This window comes from Providencia sp. M-27 (assembly GCF_011077905.1).
Classification (GTDB): Bacteria; Pseudomonadota; Gammaproteobacteria; order Enterobacterales; family Enterobacteriaceae; genus Providencia; species Providencia huaxiensis.
Genome location: NZ_JAALBT010000047.1, coordinates 1 through 3449 on the forward strand (window position 1 = coordinate 1; position 3449 = coordinate 3449).

Annotated in this window: 2 protein-coding genes and 1 pseudogene; 1 reads left to right on the plus strand and 2 read right to left on the minus strand. The window is 39.0% G+C overall.

Going from position 1 to position 3449, the window contains the following annotated elements:
* Nucleotides 1–226: 226 nt before the first annotated feature.
* A pseudogene (locus G6Q48_RS21770) lies at nucleotides 227–493 on the plus strand (choline transporter); the annotation flags it as partial.
* Nucleotides 494–1320: 827 nt separating this feature from the next.
* Here G6Q48_RS21770 and G6Q48_RS21775 read toward each other — a convergent pair.
* Entirely contained in the window at nucleotides 1321–1596 is a 276-nt protein-coding gene (locus G6Q48_RS21775) for a hypothetical protein (RefSeq protein WP_407072567.1), read from the minus strand.
* A partial coding sequence (locus G6Q48_RS22380; protein ID WP_242685849.1) for a DUF637 domain-containing protein occupies nucleotides 1580–3449 on the minus strand: 1870 nt, incomplete at its 5' end. The genes G6Q48_RS21775 and G6Q48_RS22380, both read right to left, overlap by 17 nt.

Here is a 3449-nt window from a genome sequence, read left to right on the forward strand (position 1 = left end):
AGCGGTTAATTTAAGATCACGGCCAGAAAGTGCAATAATTTTGTCTTTGGACTGAAGGTTAGCCGACTGCAAGTCAATATCACGGGCTGCATTTAACGTGATATTGCCATTTGCGATGAGTTTAAAACGCAACTTGAGCCTCGCATTATTGCTGCTGTTGCTGATTGTGATATAGAAACCGACTGCTCTGTTATTTAAATCATGTGGGAAGGACTGGTAATTTAGCTTTGAAGTGGATTTAGGCGAAGATATGAATTTTTTATACGAAGTTCGCCTCCGTTACTATATTCAACCGTCATTTGCGTTATCGGGTATGGGTACTGAAACAGATGAAGAAAAAAGCGAAGAACAACGCTACTATCGCGCTGAAATTCACTTAAAAGAAGGTGGGCAAGACTACGATGTGATGGGCTGGGCAAAAGAGCAAATCATCCACGATATTCTTGATCAGTATGAAAAACATATTCATTTCTTACACTTATTGGGTAAGTAGTCCTAAAAAAGAAACATTACCTAAAATGTGTCGATAAGAAAACACAGGCGGCTAAAATCATAACCGCCTGTGTTTTCAATCTTTTTTGCTCAATTCTATTGAACTTAGAGCTATCTACCCCCTATCATTAGGGCTTACTGATTGTTATTACCAGATTTCTTATAATAATTTTGCAGGAAGTATTACGTCTTTGCCTTTAACATAATCCCATACCAAGGTGAATATCTTTTTATATATCGAGCTTTCATATTGTGATAGGTGCATTAATAGTTTTGATAGTTCATCCGATGATCTCATGACTGATATCTCCCCCCTTCAGGATACGCTATAAAAACGTGACTAACACCGTTTATCGATATAGTTAAAAAAGCCTTTCCATTAATATATTGTATATTATTAAGATATACACTACTGACTAAAAACGGCATTTCCATTCCAAGGCCCCTCTAAAAATTCTCGTAGTGTCATTTGATAGCTCGTGCTTTTTTGTTGGGATTAACATATCAAAAGCAGGCAAGTACACAATTTAAATTACAGTCTAGGCCGCCCTCCCCCCGGCAGAAAAAACTGAACTAGATTTGACCTGACAGACACCTTATAAATAACCGGTAACTGTAAGGTCTGAGCTAATACATATAAGGCTTCGTCGGATAAACCCTCCTTCAAGTCAAAACACCTCACAGTGGATGAACCGTATATTTCTGCTCAAATGGCCTCGCTGATCCAACAAACCCATTCAAATACTGGAAGCCTCATCAAGCTCACTCAGGTTATCAATAGGAGACTGTTACAAAACTTGAATAATGATTCTAGCGTAGAACCATGTTTTAAATTAAATTAGCTGGTAGAGATATATTTCTGCCTTCGATATAATCCCAAGTTATCTCACTTAAAAATTTAGATATTTCTGGTTTATATGGCATTATAGACATTATTAATTTATCGAGTTCATCCGTATAATTTATACCTTTTATTCCTTTAGCCTCAAATATACTTGCCATGAAAAATTTAGTTTCTTTATTGACACTAAAACCATAGCTAATGTTTTTCGTTGTATTATCATAATCTATTGATAATAAAAATATATTATGGTTTGTAGACACTATGTCCATTCCATGCATCCTTAAATTCGTTAACTTTCATTGTGTACCGTGTTCCTTTAAATGGATCGTTGATTATTACATTACCTCCATTGTCTACGCCTTTAACAACAACCCAATGACCAACTTTATTACCTGAGTCCCACATCATTGCACTCCAAGAACCGGTACGATTTAATGACTCAAAACTTGAGGAAGAAACATTATTAGCAACCCAACCGCTATCAACTTTATTTAGTTTATTGGCAAGTGAATTCATTGATGTTAATTCTGTACCTAATTTAATCTGAGATGTGAAAATATCACGATCTTTTAATATCATTTCCCCACATGCAGCGCCACAACTAGTCGGCGTCACCTGTTTCACTACAGTTGGGTCAACGATTTCATTCATGACATTCCAGTTACCTCCAGCCCCTCCTTTTAATGGTTTCCGCTGAAGAGCCGTGCCTGTTGTTTTGATCAATCGCCCCATAACGGCTACAGCTCGTTCTAATGGTAACGATGTTAATAGTGCAATTGCGTAATCTTTAGTATCCTTGGCCTGTTCTAATGCCATCATAGTATCTGAAACGGGAAGATGCTCTAATATTAACTTTACAGGGTCTTCTCCCCCAGCACCGTTAAGATAATTTTTCCGAATACTACGTTTTTCTTGCTCCGTAAGGCTGCTATCACTCGCTAATACTTTTTCAAGTTCAAAACCACTTGCGAAAAAGTTATCGCCCGTATTTCCAAAAAAATTATGGTAATGGTGATTAAAAAGAAATACATTTTCTGCGGCATTAGCACCACTGTATGCACCACTCGCTTCACCTGTATAAATACCGCCAGATAAAGCCCCAACCACCTTGATTATTTGAGTATCTGCATTTAAATTATTTTTACTTTTGTTATCAAGAGATAGTGCAGCCAATTCAGCGGCTAATGCACCAACAACGGCTCCTTTTACATTGCCACCACTAATTTCTGCACTTAGTGCAGCCAAACCCGCATGACTAAGAGCTTTTCCTGTATGTCCTAGAATATTTCCCTGTTTATCTACATATAAATACTGGAATTTATCGCCTATCAGGTTAGCCCCTTCAGCTTGAATTTGCCCTGCCACATTACTGAGTAGGGCTGTTTTAAAGTTTTCACTAAAGCTCCCACCTTGGATCGCTGTTCCGATGGTTGAGCTGATAGCACTTTGCCCTGCTACACGCTGTGCGACTTGAGTCCAATTTCCATCACTGAGTTTTGGTAAGGTCACTTTGGCTGGATCAGTCGCTTTGCCATATAACGCAATATCAAATCCTTCAAGTGAACCTGCAATAATCATGCTGGTCACAATTGATTTTACGGTATCACTTTCCCCTAGACTGGATAAGGTTTTTGACAGGTTTCCTTTGTTCTCAACTAACGCGACAGAAGCTTGAGAAACGAGTGAGGCAAACCCCGCCTGTGCCGCAGCAGAAGCCATTGACGCTGTTGTCGCTGAAGCCCCCATAGTTGTAGCAGTAGAACTCGCTAATCCACCAACACTGGCGGCTGTAGAGGTTCCATAAGTAGCAGCCGCTACAGCAATGGCAATCACAGCACCTACGACTGGATTAAGGCTTTCAGTTTTTATATCCCACTGGCTATAAGCATCTTTTACAACAGCCCAATTGACGTTTTTGTTATTTTTAATGTCCCCGAGCCACTCATACCCAGGAGTATGACTTAATATTGCTAGTGCCTGTTCGAATGACTGCCCTTCTTTAGTTTTAACATCTGCAGTGATCCCTTTATTCGCATCAACTGTTAGTTTTCCACCAATATGCAATGCAGGTAAAACCCATTTATCTGAGGTATAGCCTTTATTACGTTGGGTG